Origin of the sequence: Thermus igniterrae ATCC 700962, from assembly GCF_000376265.1 — a bacterium.
GTDB classification, from domain to species: Bacteria; Deinococcota; Deinococci; order Deinococcales; family Thermaceae; genus Thermus; species Thermus igniterrae.
In genome coordinates, this window is sequence record NZ_AQWU01000037.1 from 1 (window position 1) to 20,759 (window position 20,759).

The 20,759-nt window shown below is 67.5% G+C and carries 20 protein-coding genes, 2 tRNA genes and 1 pseudogene; 17 read left to right on the plus strand and 6 right to left on the minus strand.

Annotation, left to right across the window (positions count from 1 at the left end; all coding sequences use genetic code 11):
• The 14 genes and pseudogenes from B128_RS12130 to B128_RS0101670 all read left to right on the plus strand — a co-directional run.
• Positions 1-277: pseudogene (locus B128_RS12130) on the plus strand (hypothetical protein); the annotation flags it as partial.
• A gap of 88 nt (positions 278-365) precedes the next feature.
• Positions 366-442 (plus strand) — tRNA-Asp (locus B128_RS0101605).
• Between the two features lies 1 nt (position 443).
• A tRNA-Phe gene (locus B128_RS0101610) sits at positions 444-519 on the plus strand.
• A 671-nt stretch (positions 520-1,190) separates the two neighbouring features.
• The gene (locus tag B128_RS0101620) at positions 1,191-2,597 is read left to right on the plus strand and encodes an HD-GYP domain-containing protein (RefSeq protein WP_018110547.1); all 1,407 of its coding nucleotides are present in this window, start codon (positions 1,191-1,193) and stop codon (positions 2,595-2,597) included.
• Positions 2,598-2,632: 35 nt separating this feature from the next.
• Positions 2,633-3,142 carry a DUF5317 domain-containing protein gene (locus tag B128_RS0101625; RefSeq protein WP_038031272.1) on the plus strand — a complete coding sequence of 170 codons (510 nt, stop codon included), beginning with the start codon at positions 2,633-2,635 and terminating at the stop codon, positions 3,140-3,142.
• 72 nt (positions 3,143-3,214) lie between these two features.
• Positions 3,215-4,219, plus strand: a complete 1,005-nt coding sequence (locus B128_RS0101630) for a homoisocitrate dehydrogenase (RefSeq protein ID WP_018110549.1) — start codon at positions 3,215-3,217, stop codon at positions 4,217-4,219.
• A gap of 194 nt (positions 4,220-4,413) precedes the next feature.
• Positions 4,414-5,547, plus strand: a complete 1,134-nt coding sequence (gene pilM, locus B128_RS0101635; RefSeq protein WP_018110550.1) for a type IV pilus assembly protein PilM — start codon at positions 4,414-4,416, stop codon at positions 5,545-5,547.
• Positions 5,540-6,163 (plus strand): competence protein, encoded by a 624-nt coding sequence (locus B128_RS0101640; protein ID WP_018110551.1) that lies wholly within the window; start codon positions 5,540-5,542, stop codon positions 6,161-6,163. The genes pilM and B128_RS0101640 overlap by 8 nt, the downstream gene beginning before the upstream one ends.
• Positions 6,153-6,749, plus strand: coding sequence for a type IV pilus inner membrane component PilO (locus B128_RS0101645; RefSeq protein ID WP_026174937.1), 597 nt, complete (start codon positions 6,153-6,155; stop codon positions 6,747-6,749). Before B128_RS0101640 ends, B128_RS0101645 begins: the two co-directional genes overlap by 11 nt.
• The gene (locus B128_RS12835; protein ID WP_018110553.1) at positions 6,746-7,699 is read left to right on the plus strand and encodes a hypothetical protein; all 954 of its coding nucleotides are present in this window, start codon (positions 6,746-6,748) and stop codon (positions 7,697-7,699) included. Before B128_RS0101645 ends, B128_RS12835 begins: the two co-directional genes overlap by 4 nt.
• Positions 7,696-9,975 (plus strand): secretin N-terminal domain-containing protein, encoded by a 2,280-nt coding sequence (locus tag B128_RS0101655; protein ID WP_018110554.1) that lies wholly within the window; start codon positions 7,696-7,698, stop codon positions 9,973-9,975. Before B128_RS12835 ends, B128_RS0101655 begins: the two co-directional genes overlap by 4 nt.
• 63 nt (positions 9,976-10,038) lie before the next feature.
• Complete coding sequence (gene aroC / locus B128_RS0101660; RefSeq protein WP_018110555.1) at positions 10,039-11,190, plus strand: chorismate synthase; 1,152 nt, start codon at positions 10,039-10,041, stop codon at positions 11,188-11,190.
• 18 nt (positions 11,191-11,208) lie between these two features.
• Positions 11,209-11,763, plus strand: a complete 555-nt coding sequence (locus B128_RS0101665) for a shikimate kinase (protein ID WP_018110556.1) — start codon at positions 11,209-11,211, stop codon at positions 11,761-11,763.
• Positions 11,741-12,787, plus strand: a complete 1,047-nt coding sequence (locus tag B128_RS0101670; RefSeq protein WP_026174938.1) for a 3-dehydroquinate synthase — start codon at positions 11,741-11,743, stop codon at positions 12,785-12,787. The genes B128_RS0101665 and B128_RS0101670 overlap by 23 nt, the downstream gene beginning before the upstream one ends.
• Here the strand turns inward: B128_RS0101670 and rsmF are convergent.
• Entirely contained in the window at positions 12,784-14,151 is a 1,368-nt protein-coding gene (gene rsmF / locus B128_RS0101675) for a 16S rRNA (cytosine(1407)-C(5))-methyltransferase RsmF (RefSeq protein WP_018110558.1), read from the minus strand. The genes B128_RS0101670 and rsmF overlap by 4 nt on opposite strands.
• Positions 14,152-14,256: 105 nt before the next feature.
• Between rsmF and acpS the strand changes: the two genes are divergently transcribed.
• Positions 14,257-14,634, plus strand: a complete 378-nt coding sequence (gene acpS / locus B128_RS0101680; RefSeq protein WP_018110559.1) for a holo-ACP synthase — start codon at positions 14,257-14,259, stop codon at positions 14,632-14,634.
• Here the strand turns inward: acpS and B128_RS0101685 are convergent.
• Together B128_RS0101685 and B128_RS0101690 are read right to left on the minus strand one after the other, a co-directional pair.
• Positions 14,612-14,959 carry a DUF4870 domain-containing protein gene (locus tag B128_RS0101685; RefSeq protein ID WP_018110560.1) on the minus strand — a complete coding sequence of 116 codons (348 nt, stop codon included), beginning with the start codon at positions 14,957-14,959 and terminating at the stop codon, positions 14,612-14,614. The two genes, acpS and B128_RS0101685, sit on opposite strands and share 23 nt — an antisense overlap.
• Positions 14,960-14,990: 31 nt before the next feature.
• Complete coding sequence (locus tag B128_RS0101690; RefSeq protein ID WP_018110561.1) at positions 14,991-15,581, minus strand: 1-acyl-sn-glycerol-3-phosphate acyltransferase; 591 nt, start codon at positions 15,579-15,581, stop codon at positions 14,991-14,993.
• An 80-nt stretch (positions 15,582-15,661) separates the two neighbouring features.
• Between B128_RS0101690 and der the strand changes: the two genes are divergently transcribed.
• Positions 15,662-16,960, plus strand: coding sequence for a ribosome biogenesis GTPase Der (gene der, locus B128_RS0101695; protein ID WP_018110562.1), 1,299 nt, complete (start codon positions 15,662-15,664; stop codon positions 16,958-16,960).
• Here the strand turns inward: der and B128_RS0101700 are convergent.
• Together B128_RS0101700 and B128_RS0101705 are read right to left on the minus strand one after the other, a co-directional pair.
• Positions 16,957-17,493, minus strand: coding sequence for a hypothetical protein (locus B128_RS0101700; protein WP_018110563.1), 537 nt, complete (start codon positions 17,491-17,493; stop codon positions 16,957-16,959). The two genes, der and B128_RS0101700, sit on opposite strands and share 4 nt — an antisense overlap.
• Positions 17,474-18,217, minus strand: a complete 744-nt coding sequence (locus B128_RS0101705; protein ID WP_018110564.1) for an SIR2 family NAD-dependent protein deacylase — start codon at positions 18,215-18,217, stop codon at positions 17,474-17,476. Before B128_RS0101705 ends, B128_RS0101700 begins: the two co-directional genes overlap by 20 nt.
• Before the next feature lie 38 nt (positions 18,218-18,255).
• On the opposite strand from B128_RS0101705, the gene B128_RS0101710 reads away from it, so the two are divergent.
• Positions 18,256-19,704: a bifunctional ADP-dependent NAD(P)H-hydrate dehydratase/NAD(P)H-hydrate epimerase gene (locus B128_RS0101710; protein WP_018110565.1), complete on the plus strand. Its 1,449-nt coding sequence runs from the start codon at positions 18,256-18,258 to the stop codon at positions 19,702-19,704.
• 20 nt (positions 19,705-19,724) lie between these two features.
• Here B128_RS0101710 and B128_RS0101715 read toward each other — a convergent pair whose 3' ends face one another.
• On the minus strand, positions 19,725-20,093 hold the full coding sequence (locus tag B128_RS0101715; RefSeq protein ID WP_018110566.1) for a hypothetical protein: 369 nt from the start codon (positions 20,091-20,093) through the stop codon (positions 19,725-19,727).
• Positions 20,094-20,759: the final 666 nt, after the last annotated feature.

Here is a 20,759-nt window from a genome sequence, read left to right on the forward strand (position 1 = left end):
GGGGGTGCGGCCGGTGATCCGGCTTCGGGGCGGGGGCGAGGCCAGGGAGGAGGCGCGGGTGCGGGCGCGGGAGGGGTGGGACCCCGAGGTGTACCGGTTTCGCGGGGTGGTGGAGGGGGTGTTTGGGGGGATGAAGACGCGGCTGGGTGGGGGGTACCTTTGGGAGCGGAAGCCTTGGACGGCCATGGCGCGGGCGCTTTTGGAGCTCATCGCCTACGGCCTTAGGGTTCTTCTCTCCCTTCTCCCGCCCCCTCCGGGGTACAAGGCAATTTACTAGGCAAGCCCGCTCAAGCTTGACACTTCCCTTTCCCCCGGCTATCATCCTAAGTGCCCGGTCGGACGCCCCCGACCCGGCAACAACCCTAGGCCCCGTGGTGTAGTTGGTTAACACACCCGCCTGTCACGTGGGAGATCGCGGGTTCGAGTCCCGTCGGGGCCGCCAGGCCGAGGTAGCTCAGTCGGTAGAGCATGCGACTGAAAATCGCAGTGTCGGCGGTTCGATTCCGCCCCTCGGCACCAGGGAGAAAGCCAAACCGCCCTCCTGAAGAGGGCGGCTTTCCTTTGTTCCTACCCGGGATTGACCCTTTTGCTACACTACCCCTCAAGGGGGTGGGAACCTGGAAGGAAACCCTACGGATTCCGGGTGGGCATTCAGATAAAAGATTTCTCGGCGCAGAAGGCATTGATTTTTAGGAGGATATTGCCGGTGAATTTACGGGGTGTATTCCAAAAGATGTATTGGGCAGGCCGTGGGAGCAGGGGCTCCACGGCCTCCCTGTTTTTTTAAGAGCATTCCCCCCAACCCGGAAGGTCCCCCCTCGCTCCCCAGGGTACTACCCAGCTGGCCAGGGATGTGCTAGGCTGGGTAGTGTAAATTTGATTTTATCCAGAAAATTGTTGGTGGAGTGCCTATTTTTGCCGTGTACATACCTATTCTTTACCTCTTGACAGCGTTGAGCACTCCCCCTAAAGTGGAAGACAAGCAAACGGGGCCGACCCCCCGGAAGCGGAGGAAAAGGAGGGATGAAGATGAAGAAGCTGATCGCTCGCGTGTTGGTGCTTCTCAGCAGCTTGATCGCGCTCGGGCTTGCGGCTGGGGCTTCTATGCAGTGGGAATAAGAATGGGGCCAGCTTAGCTGGCCTCTTTTTCTCTTGCCCTGGGGAGGGGGATTTGCTACACTCAGGCCACCATGGCCCTTAAACGCCTGGAGCTTCCCCCGCCGCGGGTGCTCCTTCTGGTCCTCTCCGTCTTCGTGGGTTTCCTGGCTCTAGAGGGCTTCCTGCTTTGGGCCTACGGGGATATGTCCCTCCGCTTGAGCCTCCTGGACCTGCTTTTCTGGGGTGGCCTCATCTACTGGAGTATAGCTGTCCGCGTTCCTCTGCCGCTAAACGCCAGCATGAGTCAGCTGTTTCTCTTCGCGCTGGCCCTAGTCATATTAAGCCCACCTGGAGTTGCACCTCTGGTTAGCTTCTTTGCTCGTTGGAGCAACAAAGCTTGGTATAAGGACCTCTTCAACCGTTCCCAGGACGGCCTGGCCACCGCCCTGGCGGCCCTGGCCTGGCAGTTCTTCCAGCAGAACCCCGTTTACATGGGTTCCTGGAACCTTTCCGCAGGGGTGGGCATCGCTGCGGCTTCTCTTGCCTTCTTCCTCGTCAACACCATCCTAGTCACCACCGCCATCCACCTGGCCAACAACGTCCCATGGCGAGAGGTTTGGCGCAAAAACTCCGCCTGGATTGCTGCCAGCTACCTCCTCCTCTCCCCCCTCGCCCTCCTCCTGGCCCGGGCCTACGAGACGCCCCTTCTCGCAGGGTGGGGCGGGTGGACGGTGCTCTTCTTCCTCATCCCCCTCTACTACAGCCGCTTCTACTGGGACGAGAAGGTGCGCCTGGAGCAGGCCTTTGACACCACCCTGGAGCTTCTCATGAACGCCCTCGAGGCCAAGGACCCCATGACCCGCTTGCACTCGGAGCGGGTGGCGGAGATCGCCCGCGACCTGGCCAGGAAGGTGAAGGGAGGGGACGAGGCCTACGCCCAGGCCGTCTACCGGGCCTCGAGGCTCCACGACATCGGCAAGATCGCCATCCCCGAGCACCTTCTCCTCAAGTCGGGAACCTTGACCCCAGAGGAGTACGGCCTCATCCAAAGCCACACCACCCGGGGCGCCGAGCTCCTCTCCCCGGCCCGGAAGGTGGCCTTTGACCCGCTCGTCTACAACGTCATCCTCTACCACCACGAGCGCTGGGACGGCCGGGGCTACCCAAAGCGGCTCGCCGGGCACGAGATCCCCGAGGAGGCCCGCCTCGTAGGCCTGGCCGACGCCTACGAGGCCATGACCGCAGGCCGCCCCTACCGTAAGGCCAAGACCCCCGAGGAAGCCCTAAGGGAGGTCCAGGAGCTCTCCGGCCACCAGTTTGACCCTAAGCTGGTGGAGGCTTTCACCGAACTCTGGGAGCAGAACCCCATCTGGCGCGACCGCCAGGCCTACCTGGAAGCAAAGGAGGGATCGGTATCACACTCTACCTCTTCGCCGCGCTCTTCGGATTCGGCCTCGCCCTCGCCCTCGGAGCCCGGCTCAAGGACCTCGGAGGGATAGAGCTCAAGGCGGCCTGGGCCTTTCTCCTGGCCGCCCTGGTGGAAGGGGGCCTGGCCTATGGCACCTACCGGGGCCTGTTCCGACCCGAGTGGGCAGGCCCTCTAGCCAAGGTGTTGGTCCTCCTCCTGGTGGGGTACGGGCTTTACCGGAACCGGCACCTGAAAAGCCTTTACCTGGTCCTTCTGGGCCTTTTCCTCAACACTTTAGTCATCTTCGCCAACGGGGGCCACATGCCCGTGAGCCTGGAAACCCTGAGGAGGGCAGGCATAGAGGGCTGGGAGGAACTTTTAAGGAACAAGGGCGATGCCGTGCATACCCTCCTAGACGAATCCACCCGCCTTCCCTTCCTGGGGGATGTCATCCCCCTTCCCCCCTTGCGCAAGGCGGCGAGCCTGGGGGACCTCTTCATCCTGGCGGGAATCGCCGGGGTGGTGGTGGAAGGAGCCTTGAGGGCAGGGGGAAGGCGGCTTCCCAGGCGCCAGGCAGCCCTTAGGGTGCTGGCCTTTCTCCTGCTGGTCTTTCTTCTACTTGCCCTTCGCATTTGAGGCCGGCACCATCTAGGCCCGGTGTAGTGTATATTCCCAAGGAGGGGGCTTACCCCTAAGTCCGGAGGCAACATGGCGTACCGCATCTGCTTGATTGAAGGGGACGGCATCGGCCACGAGGTAATCCCAGCGGCCAGGAAGGTTTTGGAGGCCACCGGTTTACCTTTGGAGTTCGTGGAGGCCGAAGCGGGCTGGGAAACCTTTGAGCGAAGAGGGGTTTCCGTGCCCGAGGAAACCGTGGAGAAAATCCTTTCCTGCCAGGCCACCCTCTTCGGGGCTGCCACCAGCCCCACAAGAAAGGTGCCGGGCTTCTTCGGGGCCATCCGCTACCTCAGGCGCAGGCTGGACCTCTACGCCAACGTGCGTCCTGCCAAAAGCCGCCCCGTGCCGGGAAGCCGGAGCGGAGTGGACCTCATCATCGTGCGGGAGAACACCGAGGGGCTTTACGTGGAGCAGGAACGCCGCTACCTGGACGTGGCCATCGCCGATGCGGTGATCTCCAAAAAGGCCAGCGAGCGCGTTGGACGGGTAGCCCTCAAGATAGCGGAAAGCCGGTCCAGGAAAACCCTCCACATCGCCCACAAGGCCAACGTGCTCCCCGTAACCCAGGGGCTTTTCCTGGATACCGTGCGGGAGGTAGCCAGGGACTACCCCTTGGTTAATGTGCAGGACATCATCGTGGACAACTGCGCCATGCAGCTGGTCATGCGCCCCGAGCGCTTTGACGTGATCGTCACCACCAACCTCCTGGGGGACATCCTCTCCGACCTCACTGCTGGCTTGGTGGGGGGCCTGGGCCTTGCGCCTTCCGCCAACATCGGGGATACTGCGGCGGTCTTTGAGCCCGTGCACGGTTCCGCCCCCGACATCGCCGGCAAGGGCATCGCCAACCCCACCGCCACCATCCTCTCCGCGGCCATGATGCTGGAGTACCTGGGAGAGAAGGAGGCGGCCAAGAAGGTGGAAAAGGCCGTGGACCTGGTGCTGGAAAAGGGCCCCCGCACCCCGGACCTGGGGGGAACCGCCACCACGGCCTCCTTTACCGAGGCGGTGGTAGAAGTCTTAAAAAGCCTCTGAGGCCTAACCTCAACCCCTCCCCGATAGCCCGGGGAGGGGTTTGTTACTTCACCATCAGGCGAAGAGAAGGGGTGTAGGATTGGGGCAGAAATGCCTGGGGACCCTTCCCTATCTGGGCCGAAGTGGTATACACTACAGCTAGGTTCGCTTATGACCCCAGGTCTGGTTCACCATCCAGGGTAAGAGGAGGTGTTGTGTTCTCGGGTTTTAGCAAGCTATTCAAACCCCGCGTGGAGGCTCTGGGGTTGGAGGTAGGGGTCGCCAACCTCAAGCTGGTGGAGCTCGCCGGCTCTCCCCCAGCGCTCCGGGCCCTTGCCAGCCGGCCCACCCCCCAGGGCCTTGTGGTGGAGGGGGTGGTCACCGACCCAGCCGCTCTCGCTCGGGAGATCCGGGAGCTCCTGGCCGAGGCCAGGACCCGAAAGCGTTATGTGGTCACCGCCGTGCCCAATCCCGGCATAATCCTCCGCACCATCCAGGTACCCAAGATGCCCCCGAAGGAGATGGAGGAGGCGGTGCGCTGGGAAGCAGAGCGCTACATTCCCTTTCCCATTGACGAGGTGGTCCTGGACTTTGCCCCTTTGGAGCCCCTTGCGGAAGTGCAGGAGGGCGAGCAGGTAGAGGTGATGGTGGGGGCAGCCCGGCAGGAGGCGGTGGCCAGCCTGATTGAGGCCCTTCGGGAGGCAGGGCTCACCCCGGTGGTCCTAGACGTAAAGCCCTTTGCCGGACTCTACCCCCTGGAGGAAGAGCTCACCAAGGACCCCGAGCGGGTGGCAGTAGCCCTAGAGATCGGGGCTGATAGCACCAGCTTGGTCCTCACCCGGGGGGACCAGCCCCTGGCGGCGCGGGTGATTACCCTTTCCGGCAAGGATTTCACGGAGGCCATCAGCAAGGCTTTCGGCCTGGACTTCCTCGCCGCGGAGGAGGTCAAGCGCACCTATGGCCTGGCCACCATCCCCACCGAGGACGAGGAGCTTCTCCTGGACTTTGACGCCGAACGGGAACGCTACAGTCCCGCCCGGATTTACGACGCCATCCGCCCTGTCTTGGTGGAGCTCACCCAGGAAGTTCGGAGAAGCTTGGAGTTTTTCCGGGTGCAACTAGGAGATGTGCAGCCGGAGGTGGGGTACCTTTACGGCGGGGGTAGCCGCTTGCGCGGCCTGTCCACCCTCCTTACCGACACCCTGGGGGTGAACTTCACCATCCCCAACCCTTGGGAGGGGATCCAGGTGGATGCCAGGCGGTTTGACCTGGACAAACTACAGGAGCTAGGCCCGGAGTTCATGGTGCCCGTGGGCCTGGCCCTTCGGGGGGTGGGTCCGCTTGATTAGGCTGAACCTCCTGCCCAAGAACCTGCGCCGCCGGGTGGAACCGGGCTGGTGGCGCCTCATCGCCGCGCTTTTCGCCGTGGTGGTCCTCCTCACCCTGGGCTTTCTGCACTACACCGCTTACACCGAGCTCACCCTGGCCCAGCAGGAGCGGGACGCCCTGAAGGCCGAGGTGGAGGCCCTAAGGCCCTTCATTCAGGAGCAGAACCGCCTGCAGCAGGAAAGGAGGACCCTCGAGGCCCTCTTGGCCATCCGCGAGGGCCTGCGCAAGGGGTTCGTTCCCTGGTCGGAGTACCTGGCCACCTTCATCCGGCAGATCCCCCGGGAAGGGGGCCGCTTCCCCGTGGCCCTGCGCTCGGTGGGCACCCGGGCCCTCTCGGAGGAGGAGGCCACCCAGCAGGCCCAGGGCGGGGCCTTTGACGGCAAGAAGGTGAGGGTGGAGTTCAACCTTCAAGGGGAAGCCCTGAGCCAAGGGGCCCTGGTGCGCTTCATCCAGGCCTTTGAAACCTCACCCCGGTTCGGCATAGAGTTCCAGGGGGCTTCCCTGGACCAGAACCGGGGGCTTTACACCTTTAGCGCCCGGGTGGGCGTGGTGGGGGGTGAAGAAGGTGCTCGCTAGACTGGGGCAGCGGGAGTGGGCCCTGATCGCCATCGCCCTGACCCTGGTGGTGGCCCTCCTCTGGTATTTCCTCCTCATCGTTCCCCTGAGGCAGGAAACCGAGCTGGTGCGCCAGGAGATCGCCACCCTCATCCCCGAACGGGACCGGGGCCGCCAGGCCCAGCGGGCCCTGCCCGAGCTAAGGGCCGCCATCGCCCAGCTCCAGGCCGAGCGCCAGGCCTTCCTGCGCGCCCTGCCCCGGGAGGAACGCCTGGCCCAGGTACTTTCGGAGATCCTGGGAGAGGCGGTGCGGAGCGGGGTCACGGTGCGTTCCTTCACCCGTTCCCCCACCTCGGCCCCGGTACCCGAGGTGCGGGCGGTCAACCTGGCCTTTTCCCTCGAGGCCCCCTTCCCGGAAACTTACGCCTACCTGAGGCGCCTGGAGGGCCTCTCCCGCTTCAGCTCCCTTTCAGGGCTTAACCTGAGCGTGCAGGGCCAGGACCCAAACCCCACCCTCTCCACCAGCCTCACCCTGACCCTTTACATGCTGGCCAAGGACCTCGAGGCCCAGACCACCGCCCAACCGGGCCAAGGAGGTGGGCAATGAAGGCTGCTCTGGAGCGCCTGGCCAATGCCTGGCGCAACCTTCCCCAGTCCACCAAGATCCTTCTGGCAGGCCTCCTCCTAGTGAGCGCCGTCACCCTCTGGTACGTGGGCTTCTACCTGCCGGCGCAGACCGCCGGTGAAATCCCCACTGCCCCCACCCCTCCCCAGGCAGAGGCGGAAACCCCCAAGGCCATAGAGGCACCCCCTATCCCTCCGCTGGCCGAACCCCAGCCCCAGGGGACAGCCCCCACCCCCACACCCCCCAGCCCGACCCCCCCCTCGGCCCAAGCCCCCACGCAACCTGTGGCCGCGCCCGTGCCTCAGGCCACCCGGGAGACGCCACCCCCCAACCCCTTCGTCCCCCTGGTAGTGGAGGGGCCAGCCCCAGTGCCCCTGCCCACCCCCGCCCCGGCCCCCGCGCCCCAGCCGGTGCCCACGGGAGCCCCGGTGCGGGTGAGCCCGGGAACTGCCCTGCCCACACCCCGGGTCTCCACGGCGCCCCGCCCCCTGCCGGGCACCGCCGGTGCCCTTCCCGCCCCCAAGGTACTCACCCCCTCCCCCAGGGCCGAGATACCCCCGGCCCAGGTGGAGCCCGAGGTGGCCCTCACGCCACCCACCGGGCTGGTGGAAACCCCTCTGCCCCAGGAGGCCCAAGAGGCCCGGCCAGCCCCCGAGACTGCCGCGCCCCCAGGGCCTGCCCCCCTTCCCAAAACCCCCCTGCAGGCCCTCGTGGAGGAGAAGGCCCTCAAGCTCTCCGGCACCCTCCTGGGGCCGGTAAGCGTGGCCATCCTGGAGTCCAAGGAAGGGTACTTGGTGCTCCCCGTGGGTAGCCCCATTCCCGGAAGCGAGGCCGTGGTCCGCCGCATTGAGGGGGACCGCGTGGTTTTGGCGCTGAAGGACGAGACCCTGGAGATTGTCCTGGCAAATGTGCAAGCTGGAGGTGGTCAGTGAAAGGAACCCTTTTTAAGCCTCTTATTCTTTGGGCCCTGGTGGCCCTCAGCCTCGAGGGCCTGGCAGGGAGCTTCCCCCAAGAGCCCCGCTTCAACGTCAAGGTGGACCTCAAGGTCTCCGAAAGCCAGGCGCGGGCCGGGCTCACCCTGCCCCTGGACGTGGTGCTGGAGGCCTTGGCCCGTAGCGTGGGCCTGCAACCCCTTATCTACCGGGCCTATGACCCCTCCGGCGATCCTGCGAAGGCCCAGCCCCCCTTGCCCAACGTGAAGCTGGACTTCCAGGGCAAGCCCTTCCGGGAGGTATGGGACCTCCTCTTCGCCACCTACGGCACCCAGTTCAACCTGGACTACCTCTTCCTCCCCCCGGACGTGGTGGTGGTGGCCCCCACCCAGGTGATCACCGCCTTGGTGGACGCCCCAAGCCGCGTGGGCGCGGCGGAAAGGCGGCCCTATCTGGTGGCCATCCCCGAGATCGCCTACCGGCGTACGGAAACCGACGCCCAGGGCCAGACGCGCACCGTGGTGAGCATAGACGGGGCCAAGGGCTGGGTGCAAAGCGACCTCCTCCCCTTCCTTTCCCGCGAGGCCGCGGGGCTCAGCGCCAACTGGATCGTGGTGGAGGAAGGGGGCAAGCTCAAGGCCCTCCTTTCCGTGCTGGCCACCGCCGAGCAGCACACCCGCTTCTCGGACATCCTGCAACGGGCGGGGATTGACTTCCGCCCCCTGCCCTCCTTGGTGCTACCCAAACCCCGGGTAGAGCGTTCCTACATCCTCACCTACGCCACCTTCCCTGAGCTCCTGGCTTTCCTCCAGGCCCAGGTGCCCGAGGCCCAGATCGCCGTGATCCCCACGGAGCCCAGGAAAGCCCTGGTGCGGGCTACCGAGGAGGACCACGCCCGCCTGGTGGAACTCCTCAAAGCGGCAGACGTGCCCCGCCCCACCCCCACGGTGCGCCGGGTATATGCCCTGCAGAACCTCACCTTCAGCGAGATCCAAGGCCGGCTCAAGCCCCTTTTGGACAAGGAACTCCCCAAGGCCCGCCTGGAGGGGGTGCCGGGGAACCCCAAGGCCCTGCTCCTCGAGGCCACGGAAACCGAACACGCCCTCTTTGCCGAAATCCTGAAGGCGGCGGACGTGGTGCCCCAGGTGGCCCCGCCCACCCAGGAGACCACCCTGCGCCGCCTCTATCCCCTGCGCTTCGCCGACGCCGAGAAGGTGGCCCCCTTCCTGGCCCGGGAGGTACCGGGCATCGTGGTGCAGACGGTGCCGGGCCAGCCGGTCCTCTCCGTGCGGGGCACGGAGAAGCAGTTGGCAGAGGTGGAAAGCCTCCTCGCCCAGATTGACCGGGCCCCCGAGCAGGGCCCACCCGTCTTCCAACGGGCCTACCAGCTTTCCAACGCCAAGGCCTCCGACCTGGCCAAGGTGCTGCAAGAGGCCCTTCAGGCCCGTCAGGCCCAGGCCCAACCCCAGCCCCAGGGCCAGGCCCAGCCCCGCCAGGCCACGGTGGTGGCCGACGAGCGCACCAACACCCTGATCGTCACCGGCACCCAGGAGGACCTGGCCCTGGTGGAGGGCCTCATCCCCCGGCTGGACCAGGCCGTGCCCCAGGTCAACCTGCGGGTGCGCATCCAGGAGGTGCAGGCCAACCTCACCCGCAACCTGGGCCTCAAGTGGAACACCGTGGCCGGGGGCAACCTGGTGGCCAGCATCGTGGACAGCGGCCTCTCCCTGATCTTTGACAGCACCCGGAGCCTGGCGGCTCTGAACATCCTGGCCACCCTCGAGGCCCTCCAGCGCCAGGGCCTCTCCCGCGCCCTGAGGGACGTGAACCAGACGGTCCTCAACAACCAGACTGCCCGCCTGCAGTCCGGCGAGACCTTCCTCATCCGCCGCATCGTGGGGGACCGGGTGGAACGGGTTCCCTTTGACATCGGCATCATCGTGGAGGTGACGCCCCAGATCACCGCCGACGGCCAGATCCTCCTCAACATCAAGGCCGAGGTCTCGGGCAACGTGCAACGCAACCCCGTGGACGGGGACGTGGACCGCTTCACCAAGCAGGTGGTGACCACCACCCTGAGGGTGCGGGATGGGCAGACCGTGGTCCTGGGCGGCCTCACCTCCCAGGAAAGCAACCAGGTACAGCAGGGAGTACCCCTCCTGATGGACATACCTCTGATCGGGGAGCTCTTCAAGCAACGCACCAACGAGAACACCGACCGGGAGCTCCTGGTGGTCATCACCGCCGACATCCTCAAGGAGACCGCCGGCCGCTAAGCCCACCCCCCTCGCCCCCCGGGCCCCCTGGACCCGGGGGGTTTCCCTCCCTACAATGTCCCCATGAGGTTCCTGACGGCAGGCGAGTCCCACGGCCCCGAACTGCTGGCCATCATTGAGGGGCTTCCCGCGGGGCTTCCCCTCACCGAGGAGGACATCAACCCCTGGCTGGAGAAGCGCCAAGGGGGGTACGGCCGGGGGCGGCGGATGGTCATAGAGAAGGACCGGGTGGAGTTCCGCGCCGGGGTGCGGGCGGGGCGGACCACTGGGGCCCCGGTGGCCCTGGCCATCCGCAACGCCGACCACAGGAACTGGCTGGAGGTCATGGACCCCGCCCCGGGGAACGAGCCCCGCAAGAAGGCCCTCACCGCGGCCCGGCCCGGCCACGCGGACCTGGCCGGGGGGATCAAGTACGGGCACAAGGACCTGAGGGACGTGCTGGAAAGGGCCAGCGCCCGGGAGACCGCCATGCGGGTGGCGGTGGGGGCGGTGGCCTACAAGCTCCTCTCCCTCCTGGGGGTGGAGGGGGTGGGCTACGTGCCGGGGATGGCCGGGGTGTGGGCCGAGGTCCCCTTCGCCTGGGAACTGGTGCCCCGCATTGAGGCAAGCCCCCTGCGCATGACCGACCCCCAGGCCGAGGCCGAGGTGATCCGCCGCATTGACCAGGCCAAGGCCGAGGGGGACACCCTGGGGGGGGTGATTGAGGCCCGGTTCCGGGGCCTGGTGCCGGGCCTGGGGAGCCACGTGCACTGGGACCGGAAACTGGACGGGCGCCTGGCCCAGATGGCCCTCTCCATCCCCGCGGTCAAGGGGGTGGAGATCGGCCCCGCCTTCCAGAACGCCATGAAGCGGGGTTCGGAGGTACACGACGCCATCTACTGGAACCCCGAGCGGGGGTTCTACCGCACCACCAACCGGGCCGGGGGGCTGGAGGGGGGGATGACCACGGGGGAGGAGCTGGTGATCCGGGCCGCCCTGAAGCCCATCGCCACCCTGATGCGTCCCCTGCCCACGGTGGACGTGGTCACCCACGAGCCCAAGGACGCCGCCCGGGAGCGCTCGGACACCACGGCGGTGCCCGCGGCCAGCGTAATCCTCTGTGCCCTTTCCGCCATCGTCCTGGCCCAGGCCTACCTGGAAAAGTTCGGGGGGGACACCCTGGAGGAGATCCAGGAGCGGGTGGAGCGGTACCAGGCCCGGGTGCGGGCCTACTGAAGGGCGTAGGATAGGCCCATGGCCCGCCTCGAGGTCCCCCGCCCCGCCACCTTCGTGAGCCTCACCGGGTTCATGGGGGTAGGGAAAAGCCGCATCGGGCGGGAGCTGGCCCGGGCCCTCATGCTCCACTTCATTGACCTGGACCGCTACATTGAACGGCGCACCGGCCTCTCCATCCCCGACATCTTCCGCCACCTGGGGGAGGAGGCCTTCCGGCGCATGGAGAAGGAGGCGGTGCGGGAGCTTTTGGGAAAGGACTTCCTGGTCCTCTCCCTGGGCGGGGGCACCTTCATGGACCCCGAAAGCCGCCGGGCCCTCCTGGCCCGGGGCCCCGTGGTCTGCCTCTGGGCGAGCCCCGAGACCATCCTGGAACGGGCCACCCGCAAGCCCGGGGAGCGGCCCCTTCTGCAGGTGGCCAACCCCCTGGAGCGCATCCGCACCCTCCTGGAGGAGCGGGCCCCCATCTACCGGGAGGCCCACGTGCACGTCTCCACCGACAGCCGGCAGGTGGACGAGGTGGTGGAGGAGATCGTGGCCAAGCTCTGGGACCATGCAAAGGCTAAGCGTGCGTAGCCCTATTCCCTACCCCATCTGGATTGGGGAGGGAGTGCTGGCGGAGCTTCCCCCCTTGGAGGGCCCCGCCGCCCTCCTCTACGACCGGGCGGTGGCGGGCTTCGCCCAGGAGGTGGCCGAGGCCCTGGGGGTGCGGCACCTTCTGGGCCTTAAGGGAGGCGAGGGGGCCAAGACCCTGGCCGTCTACGGGGAGGTCCTCTCCTGGCTGGCCCAAAGGGGCCTTCCCCGGAACACCACCCTCCTGGTGGTGGGCGGGGGCACCCTCACGGACCTGGGGGGCTTCGTGGCCGCCACCTACCTGCGGGGCATCCCCTACCTGGCCTTTCCCACCACCACCCTGGGCGTGGTGGACGCCAGCGTGGGGGGGAAGACGGGTCTCAACCTTCCCGAGGGCAAGAACCTGGTGGGGGCTTTCCACTTCCCCAAGGGTGTCTACGCCGAGCTCAAGGCCCTGAGGACCCTGCCCCCCTTCACCTTCAAGGAGGGGCTGGTGGAGGCCTTCAAGCACGGCCTAATCCAGGGGGAAGAAGCGCTTCTAAAGGTGGAGGACCTCACCCCGGAAAGCCCCCGGCTGGAGGGCTACCTGGCCCAGGCGGTGGCGGTGAAGGTGGCCATCACGGAAAGGGACCCTCTGGAAAAGGGGGAAAGGCGCCTCCTGAACCTGGGCCACACCCTGGGACATGCCCTCGAGGCCCACACCCACCACGCCCTGCCCCACGGGGCGGCGGTGGCCTACGGCCTCCTCTACGCCGCCTTCCTGGGCCGGGCCCTGGGGGGCGAGGACCTGGTGCCCCTGGTGCTGGGCCTCCTGCGCTGGCTGGCCCCACCCCCGGCCCCCCTGGTCCCCTGGGAGGAGCTTCTCCCCTACCTCCTGCGGGACAAGAAGAAGGTCTCCCAGGACCTCCACTGGGTGGTGCCCATGGCCCCCGGGAGGCTGGTGGTCCAGCCCGTGCCCGAGGAAACCCTCCGGAGGGCCTACGCCGCCTACGAGGAGGCCCTGCGCCGGGAGGGGCTGGGGGCCTAGAGGCCCACGCCCACGGGCCGGAGCACCCCCCGCTTGGCCTTGCCGAAGTCCAGGGGGAAGTCCCCCACCGGGGTCCGGAGCACCACCAGGGCCAGGGCCAGGTCCTCCCCCGGCCACTCCACCCCCTCCCCGGTGGCGAAGCGGAGCGCCCGGGGGTCTTCCGGGAGTAGCGCCAGCCGGGGCAGGACCGGCCAGGGGAGGCTGGCCCCAAAGGCCAGGGCCAGGGCCCTGGAGGGGCGGAACCTTCCCTTCTGGACCACACCCAGGTAAAGGCCGGGGGCCGGGGCCCGGAGGCCTGCCAAGGCGGGAAGCCCCTCCGGGAGGAGGTAGAGGTGGCCGGCCCGCTCCAGGAGGGGGCCCTCCAGGCTAAGCCCTGCCTCCTGCAAAAAGGCCGCCAGGGCCCTCTTGGCCTCCGGGCCAAGGGGGGCAGGGCGCTCCTTGGGCGGGGTGGCCCAGGTTCCCTCCTCCCGGCGCAACCGGGCCAGGAAGTGCCCCTCCCCCTCGAGGCGGTGGGGCCAGAGGCGGGCCGTGAGGGCCAGGTCGGGGCGGCCATCCCCCCACTGCGGCACCCCGGGGGCAAAGAGGGGGTGGAAGCGGGCCTCCTCCAGGTGGAAGCCCGGGTGCTCCCGCAGGAAGTGGGCCACCACCCCCTCGTTCTCCTCCGGGGCGAAGGTGCAGGTGGAGTAGACCAGGACCCCCCCGGGGCCCACCAGGCGGGCCGCCTCCCTGAGGAGGGCCTTCTGCACCTCGCTGGCCCGCCGGGGGGCGGAAGGCCCCCAGTGGCGGAGGGCCTCCTTGTCCTTGCGGAACATCCCCTCCCCCGAGCAGGGAGCGTCCAGGAGGACCCGGTGGAAGTAGGCCCCATAGGCCTCGCCCAGGGCCCGGGGCGGGGCCTGGACCACGGCTAGCCGAGCCCCCCAGCGTTCCACGTTCTCCAGAAGCCCCCGCACCCGCTTGCCATCCACCTCGTTGGCCAGAAGGAGCCCCTCCCCCCGCATACGGGCCGCCAGGTGGGTGGTCTTGCCCCCGGGGGCCGCCGCCAGGTCCAGGACCCGCTCCCCGGGCCTTGGGTCCAGGAGCACCCCCACCGCCTGGGCGCTGGGCTCCTGGATGTAGTAAAGCCCGGCGTAGAAGTAGGGATGGGGCCCGGGCCGGGCCTCCTCGGGGTAGTAAAACCCCTCCGGGCACCAGGGAATGGGCCTTAGGGGCCATGGGGCGATCCGCAGGAGGTCCTCCGGGGAGAGCTTCAGGGTGTTCACCCGCAGGCCATAGGTGCGGGGCCCCTGGGTGAGGGCCTTTAGAAAGGCGGGAAACTCCTCTCCCAGAAGCTCGGCCATGCGGGAGAGGAAGGCCTTGGGCAACACCCGAGTACCCTAGCACGAAAGGCCCCCGCCCTACAATGGACCCGTGGGAGGAGCCCAGCGAAGACCATCCCGCGGCCGCCAGCTTTTGGCCCTCGAGGTCCAGCCATGATCCAGGCCATCGGCACCGACCTGGTGGAGATCGCCCGCGTCCGGGGGCTGCTTTCCCGCCTGGGCAAGCGGGCCCTAGAGCGGCTTTTCACCCAGGAGGAGCTGGCCTACGCCCTCCGCCACCAGGACCCCGCCCCAAGCCTCGCCGCCCGCATCGCGGCCAAGGAGGCCTTCCAGAAGTGCTGGCCCGAGCCCCTGGCCTGGAAGGCGGTCTGGGTGGGCATGGAGGGCCGGCGGCCTGTGCTCCGCTTCACCCCGGCCCTTGCCGCCCGCCTGGAGGCCCAGGGCCTGGTGGCCCACCTCTCCCTGAGCCACGAGCGGAACCACGCCCTGGCGGTGGTGGTGCTGGAACTCAGGGCACCAGGCGCAGGATGAAGGCGTAGGTGTACATCTCCCCCTGCCCGGCGGCCATGGCCCCCTTCACCATGTTCCAAAGGGCCAGAACCAGCAGGGCCACCCCCAGGGGCAGGGCCAGGACCAGGCCCACCACGGTGATGGCCAGCAGCCAAACGGCTAGGCCATAGAGGGTGTAGCTGATCTGCCCGTTCAGGGACTCCTTAGCGTGGGCCTGGACAAAAGGGCTTTTAGGCCCCCACAGGAGGATGGCCAAGGGCAGGAGGATCTGCCCGATCAACAGGAAGTAGCCCACCAGGGGAGCCAGGTGGGCCACCGCGGCCCAGGTGCGTTCGCTATCGGACATGGACCCAGTTTAAGCGCATCTTCCGCAAACTTCAACCAGAAAGCCGGGCCTCCTCGGTCTCCTCCACCTCCTCCCGGATGCGGATGGGCCCTTGTTTTTCAGGTCGGAGGCCGGTTTTGTCCTGGTAGAAAGCGCGGATGGCCTCAAAGTCCCGCCTGAGGTCCCCCGTGGGCCAGAGGTAGGCCCCAATGCCCACCTCCTTGCGGCGGAAGTCCGCGTAGCCCAGGGCGATGGGCACCCCCGCCTTCAGGGCCATGTGGTAAAAGCCCGTGCGCCAGTAGGGGGCCTTGCCCCGGGTACCCTCGGGGGTGATGAGGATGGCTATCTCTTCCTCCCGCGCCAGGATCTCCGCCACCTGGTCCACCAGGTTGCTGCGGCGGGAGCGGTCCACGGGGATGCCCCCCAGAAGGCGCATGAGAAGCCCCAAGGGGGGCTTAAAGAGCTCCTTCTTGCCCAGCCACCGGGCGCGGATGCCCAGGGCCCAAAGGGCCAGAAGCCCCACCACAAAGTCCCAGTTGGAGGTGTGAGGGGCCCCGATGAGCACGTATTTCCTGCTGGGCGGCTCGGGCATGAAGTAGCGCCAGCCTGCCCGCCCAAGAAGCCAACCGGCCAGCTTGCGCATACCCCGCCAGTATACCCCCCTGTGCTACACTGGGGGAAGGCGGGGTGGGGCTTTCCCCACCCCTCTTTTGTGGGGTGAGGATGCACAAGGTTGTGATCGTGGGCCGGCCCAACGTGGGCAAGTCAAGCCTTTTCAACCGCCTCCTGGGGAAGAGGAGCGCGGTGGTGGCCGATGTGCCCGGGGTCACCCGGGACCTCAAGGAAGGCGTGGTGGAAAGCGAACAGGGCCGCTTCCTCCTGGTGGACACCGGGGGGCTCTGGTCGGGGGACCGCTGGGAGAAGAAGATCCAAGAGAAGGTGGATCGGGCCCTGGAGGACGCCGAGGTGGTCCTCTTCGCCGTGGACGGCCGGGCCGAGCTCACCCAGGCGGACTTTGAGGTGGCCGAGTACCTGAGGCGCAAGGGCAAGCCCGTGGTCCTGGTGGCCACCAAGGTGGACGACCCCCGGCACGAGCACTACCTGGGCCCCCTCTACGCCCTGGGCTTCGGCGACCCCATCCCCACCTCCAGCGAGCACGCCCGGGGGCTGGATGAGCTCCTGAAGGCCATCTGGGCCAAGCTCCCCGTGCGGCAGATGGACTCTGGGCCCGAGGTGGCCAGGATCAAGCTGGCCCTGGTGGGGCGGCCCAACGCGGGCAAAAGTAGCCTCCTGAACGCCATCCTGGGGGAGGAGCGGGTCATCGTCTCCGAGGAGCCCGGCACCACCCGGGACGCCATAGACGTGGCCTTCCGCTTCCGGGGGCAGGACTTCCTCCTGGTGGACACCGCCGGCATCCGCAAGCGCCCGGAAACCCTGGTGGAGGAGCTGGCCATCCGGCGGAGCCTGCGGGCCATAGAAGAGGCGGACGTGGTCCTCCTGGTGGTGGACCCCTTCCAGGTGGGCGACCGGGAGCTCAAGCTGGCCAACCACGCCCTGGAAAAGGGCAAGCCGGTCCTCCTGGTCATCACCAAGTGGGACCTGGTGGGCAAGGAGGAGGCCCCCAGGGTGCGCCGGGAGCTGAGGGAAAAACTGGTCCACCTGGAACACCTGCCCCGGGTCTACACCTCCGCCTTTACCAAGCAGAACCTGGAGCGCATCTTCAGCGAGGCGGTGCGGCTTTACGAGCTCAACCACACCCGCATTCCCACCGCAGAGCTCAACCGCTGGCTGGGGGTCTGGACCGCCAGAGTCCAGCTCCCCAACTTCAAGGGCAAGCCCCTGAAGCTCCTCTACGCCACCCAGCCGGAGGTGGCCCCTCCCACCTTCGTCTTCTTCGTGAACCACCCGGAGTTCGTGACCCGGGCCTTTGAGAACTACCTGAAAAACCGCATCGGCGAGGACCTGGGCCTCAAGGAGGTCCCCTTCCGCCTGGTCTTCCGCGGGCGGCGGGAGGAAGGCTAGCCCCTGGCCCCCTGCAGAAGCCCCACCTCTTCCATAAACTCCCGGATCACCCCCAAAAAGCGCCGCCCGTCCAGGAGGAGCATGAAAAGGGCCCAAAGGAAGGCCTCCTGGAAGGCCTGGGGAGCCAGGCGGTGGGCGAAGAGGAAGGGGGCGAAGGTGGGGGGCACCTGGAGGAGCATGGAGAGGCTCTTCTTGGGAAAGCGTAGGAAGAGGACCAGGCTGAAGACCACCCAGGCCCAAGCAGGTCCCAAAGGCACCAGCCCCGCCCCCACCAGATAGGCGAACCCCGCCCAGGCTAGCCCCGCGTCCAGGGGGTAGTCCCAGGGGGCAAGGGGGGAAGGCCTGCGGGAGGCCCGGGCCAGGAGGCCATCCAGCACGTCCAGGGTCCAGCCCAAAAGGAGGAGGCGGACCACCGTGGGCAAGGTCTCGAGGCCTTCCCCCACCCGAAGGAGGAGGAGAAGGACCACCCCGGCCCGGGCCAGGGTGGCCAGGTCGGCCCCCAGACGGTACAGCCTAGGTCCAAGGGTCTCCATGGAGCAGGGCTTCCATCCCCTCCACCGCCCCCAGGCGCAGGGAGAGGCGGGCCAGGGGGGTGAGGGGGGTGGGTTCAGGGTTCACCTCCACCAGGTAGGCCCCGGCGGCATGGGCAATGCGCCCCAGGGAGGCGGCGGGCTCCACCTCGGCGCTGGTGCCGATGATGAGGGCTACATCGGCCTCGGCGAAGGCCCGCTCAGCCCGCGCCCAGGCCCCTTCAGGCAGAAACTCCCCGAACCAGACCACATCGGGCCTAGCCCGGTGCCCGCACCGGGGACAGAAGGGGGGTGGGGTAAAGGGCTCGGGGAGGGGGAAGCGGTGGCCGCAGGCCTCGCAACGGGCCCGGAGGAGGTTGCCATGGAGCTCCACCAGGTTCTGGCTGCCCGCGCGGGCGTGGAGGCCGTCCACGTTCTGCGTGACCAGGAGGAAGCTCCCTCCCCGGGCGAGCACCGCCTCCTCCAGGCGCACCAGGGCGTGGTGGGCGGGGTTGGGCTTTGCCTGGCGCACCTTCTCTATGCGCCAGGCATACCAGGACCAGACCCTTTCCGGGTCCCGGGCATAGGCCTCGGGGGTGGCGTAGTCCAGGGGATTGAATTCCTTCCAAAGCCCCGCCGCGTCCCGGAAGGTGGGGATGCCGGAGGGCTTGGAAATGCCGGCCCCCGTGAGCACCGCCAGGTGCCGGGCCCCCCTTAGGCGCTTTCTGGCCTCGGCCAGGTGTAGCATCCCCCTCATGCTACCCCCAAGGCGGTATCCTCGGGAGGATGAGGCTCTTCACCCCCGAGGCCATGCGGGAAGCCGACGAGATGGCGGCGGCAAGGGGCTACCCCACCCTCCTCCTCATGGAGTGGGCGGGGATGAAGGCGGCGAGGGTCTACCGGGAGGTATTCGGCAAGGCCCCCGCCGTGGTCCTGGCGGGCAAGGGGAACAACGGGGGGGACGGGCTGGTCCTGGCCCGGCACCTCCTCCTAGAGGGCCTTCCCGTGCGGGTGTATGCGGCGGAGGGGCAAGGGGGGGATGCCCTTCTGGCCCGGGAAGCCCTGGAGGCCCACGGCCTGGACCTCTTCCCCCTGGAGGAGGCGGCTTGGGGGCCCGGGGAGGTCCTGGTGGACGCCCTTTTCGGCACCGGGCTCAAGGGGCCCCTGGAGGGGTTTTATGCCGGCCTGGTGGACCGCATGAACGCCTCCGGCCTCCCGGTGCTCTCCCTGGACCTGCCCTCGGGCCTTCCCTTCGCCCCCCACGTGCGGGCCACGGCCACCGTGGCCTTCGCCGCCCTCAAGACCCCCCACCTCCTCCACCGCGAGGCCTGCGGGCGGCTCTATCTGGCGGAAATCGGGCTCCCCAAGGACCTCCTGGCCCGGGAGGACCTGCCCGAGGTGGCCACCCCCCAGGCCCTGAGGCCCCTCCTCCCCCACCGTCCCCTCACCGCCCACAAGGGGAGCGTGGGCCGGGTGGGGGTGCTGGGAGGGTACCGGGGGGAGGGCTTGCGCTACGCCGGGGCCCCGGTACTGGCTGCCTTGGGGGCTTACCGCATGGGGGCGGGGCTGGTGCACCTGGTGGCCCCTGAGGGCACACCCTTAGAGCCCCTCGAGGCCGTCTTCCACCCCGCCTCCCACCCCACCCTTCCCCCCCTCAAGGCGGAGGCCCTGGCCGTAGGGATGGGCGGGGGGCCGTGGGGCAGGGGGTGGGCGCTAGAGGCCCTAAAGGCCCGTCTCCCCACCGTCTTGGACGCCGACGCCCTTCACCTCGAGGTGGCCGAGGCCTACCGCAAGGCAGGCATCCCCACCGTCCTCACCCCCCACGCGGGGGAGGCGGGGAGGCTCCTTGGGGCTTCTCCCGAGGAGGTGGCGAAGGACCCCCTGGGGGCGGCCCGGGCCCTGGCGGAGCGGACAGGGCTCACCGTGGTCCTCAAGGGGAACCCTACGGTGGTGGCGGAAGGGGACCGCCTCTTTGTGAACTCCACGGGCAACCCCGCCCTGGCCACGGGGGGGACGGGGGACGTGCTGGCAGGCGCCATCGCCGCCCTGCTGGCGGCGGGGCTTAGGCCTTTTGACGCGGCCAGGCTTGGGGTCTATCTCCACGGCCTGGCCGGGGACCTCCGGGCCGGGGAAAAGGGGGTGGGGCTCCTCGCCCGGGAGGTGGCGGAGGCTCTTCCCCGGGCGCGGAGGCTTTTGGAAGGAGGGCAGGCGCCCTGGCCCTTTTCCCGGGTATGAGCGCCTCCTCCTGCCCTCATTCAGCGGATAACCTTACCCTCGGCCTTGCTATATGAGTAGAAAAGGAGCTCGCCCAGGAAAAGCCCCAAAAAATACGGGGTACCGGCGGGTCCTTGAAGGAAACGGGTCCAGTACCCCGGGCTAACCAGCTCAACGAAATAACCAACCGCCAAAGTGGCTGCTAGGAGAGCCACCACTTCTTTCCTGTTCGTTAAGCGCACCTGCCCAAGGGAGACATAGTCCAACAGGGCCCCGGAGATAACCCCAAGGGCAAAGGTAGCGGGTCCGAGGACACCCTCAAACCGGAGGGCTAAGAGCCCTAGCCCAACAGAAATGCCCAAGGCTAGCGTTCTCTTTGCAAGACCCCAAAGCCTTTGAAATCTATCCATAGCAGCACCTCCTACCTACAAACATTTTGGCAAACCTCGGTACAAACAATTCGCGAAACGGCCTCGCAAGACCACGCACCCCCAACGCGCCTACAAGCATACTCAACAACCGGTCGGCAAACCTGTCGACAGACAAGGAAGCAGACAGGATTGAGGCTTGATCCACCTCCGCCACCCCCGCCATCCCCCGGATCCAGACAAGGCTGGGCGCCACAGCTGAGGGGCGAAACCTGCTCCTCCACCCCCGCTTTCTCAAAAGGTTTCACCATCTCATCGCCCGGCAATGGGCAAGAAGGCCCTTCTTGAGAGAAGGGTATGGCCTGAGCCATGGCCACCGGCAAACCCAAGACATAAACACAAGCCCTCCTAGCGTGGCCAGCTTCATTGTACCACCTCCACCCCTAAGATAGGNCTTCTTCTTCTTGTCTAAACCCCAGAAAGCTCCTGGTATTCTGGGGGCGGTGTAGGACGTATGGATCACCCAACCCGCCTCTATGTCCCCGCCACCCTGGCCAACCTGGGCTCGGGGTTTGACGCCTTGATACCCTGCCCCTCATCTAGAGAACTGGAAGTAGGCCGTCCTCATGCCCCCAAGAAGGATGCTGGTAGAAGGCGGGCTGGTAAGCGGGTCTGTACTCCGCCACCCACCCCTACCGGTCCCCTTCA

What these genes read in the sequence shown, in the direction of transcription:
- B128_RS0101620 (WP_018110547.1), top strand. Translation starts at nt 1,191, where the DNA reads ATGGCCCTTAAACGCCTGGAGCTTCCCCCGCCGCGGGTGCTCCTTCTG.
- B128_RS0101630 (WP_018110549.1), top strand. Translation starts at nt 3,215, where the DNA reads ATGGCGTACCGCATCTGCTTGATTGAAGGGGACGGCATCGGCCACGAG.
- B128_RS12835 (WP_018110553.1), top strand. Translation starts at nt 6,746, where the DNA reads ATGAAGGCTGCTCTGGAGCGCCTGGCCAATGCCTGGCGCAACCTTCCC.
- aroC (WP_018110555.1), top strand. Translation starts at nt 10,039, where the DNA reads ATGAGGTTCCTGACGGCAGGCGAGTCCCACGGCCCCGAACTGCTGGCC.
- B128_RS0101665 (WP_018110556.1), top strand. Translation starts at nt 11,209, where the DNA reads ATGGCCCGCCTCGAGGTCCCCCGCCCCGCCACCTTCGTGAGCCTCACC.
- B128_RS0101670 (WP_026174938.1), top strand. Translation starts at nt 11,741, where the DNA reads ATGCAAAGGCTAAGCGTGCGTAGCCCTATTCCCTACCCCATCTGGATT.
- acpS (WP_018110559.1), top strand. Translation starts at nt 14,257, where the DNA reads ATGATCCAGGCCATCGGCACCGACCTGGTGGAGATCGCCCGCGTCCGG.
- B128_RS0101685 (WP_018110560.1), bottom strand. Translation starts at nt 14,959, where the DNA reads ATGTCCGATAGCGAACGCACCTGGGCCGCGGTGGCCCACCTGGCTCCC.
- B128_RS0101690 (WP_018110561.1), bottom strand. Translation starts at nt 15,581, where the DNA reads ATGCGCAAGCTGGCCGGTTGGCTTCTTGGGCGGGCAGGCTGGCGCTAC.
- der (WP_018110562.1), top strand. Translation starts at nt 15,662, where the DNA reads ATGCACAAGGTTGTGATCGTGGGCCGGCCCAACGTGGGCAAGTCAAGC.
- B128_RS0101700 (WP_018110563.1), bottom strand. Translation starts at nt 17,493, where the DNA reads ATGGAGACCCTTGGACCTAGGCTGTACCGTCTGGGGGCCGACCTGGCC.
- B128_RS0101705 (WP_018110564.1), bottom strand. Translation starts at nt 18,217, where the DNA reads ATGCTACACCTGGCCGAGGCCAGAAAGCGCCTAAGGGGGGCCCGGCAC.
- B128_RS0101710 (WP_018110565.1), top strand. Translation starts at nt 18,256, where the DNA reads ATGAGGCTCTTCACCCCCGAGGCCATGCGGGAAGCCGACGAGATGGCG.
- B128_RS0101715 (WP_018110566.1), bottom strand. Translation starts at nt 20,093, where the DNA reads ATGGATAGATTTCAAAGGCTTTGGGGTCTTGCAAAGAGAACGCTAGCC.